General features: G+C 75.6%; 1 protein-coding gene. It reads left to right on the top strand.

Going from position 1 to position 360, the window contains the following annotated elements; all coding sequences use genetic code 11:
* On the top strand, positions 1 to 360 hold a 360-nt coding region (locus ACOADB_RS11025; RefSeq protein WP_378598164.1), incomplete at both ends, for an FGGY family carbohydrate kinase.

The raw sequence follows: 360 nt of genomic DNA on the forward strand, positions 1-360 counted from the left end.
CCGCGACGCCCTGTTGTGGAACGACACGCGTTCGGCTGCCTCCGCGGTCCAGCTGATCGACGAGCTGGGCGGTCCGCAGGCGTGTGCCGACGCGTTGGGCAGCGTCCTGGTCGCCTCGTTCACCAGCACCAAGCTGCGCTGGCTGCGCGACCACGAGCCGGCCGCCGCTGCCCGGGTCGCGGGCGTGCTGCTGCCCCACGACTACGTGTCCGCGCACGCGGCTGCCCCGGGGACGCCACCCTTCACCGATCGCGGGGATGCGTCGGGGACCGGCTACTTCTCGGCCGGTGCGCTGGGTGGGGTGGGCCGGTGGCGGCCGGACCTGCTCGCCTCCGCGCTCGGCCGGGAGGCGGAGGTGCC

This window comes from Nocardioides sp. CPCC 206348 (genome assembly GCF_048654705.1).
In the GTDB taxonomy this organism is placed as follows: domain Bacteria; phylum Actinomycetota; class Actinomycetes; order Propionibacteriales; family Nocardioidaceae; genus Nocardioides.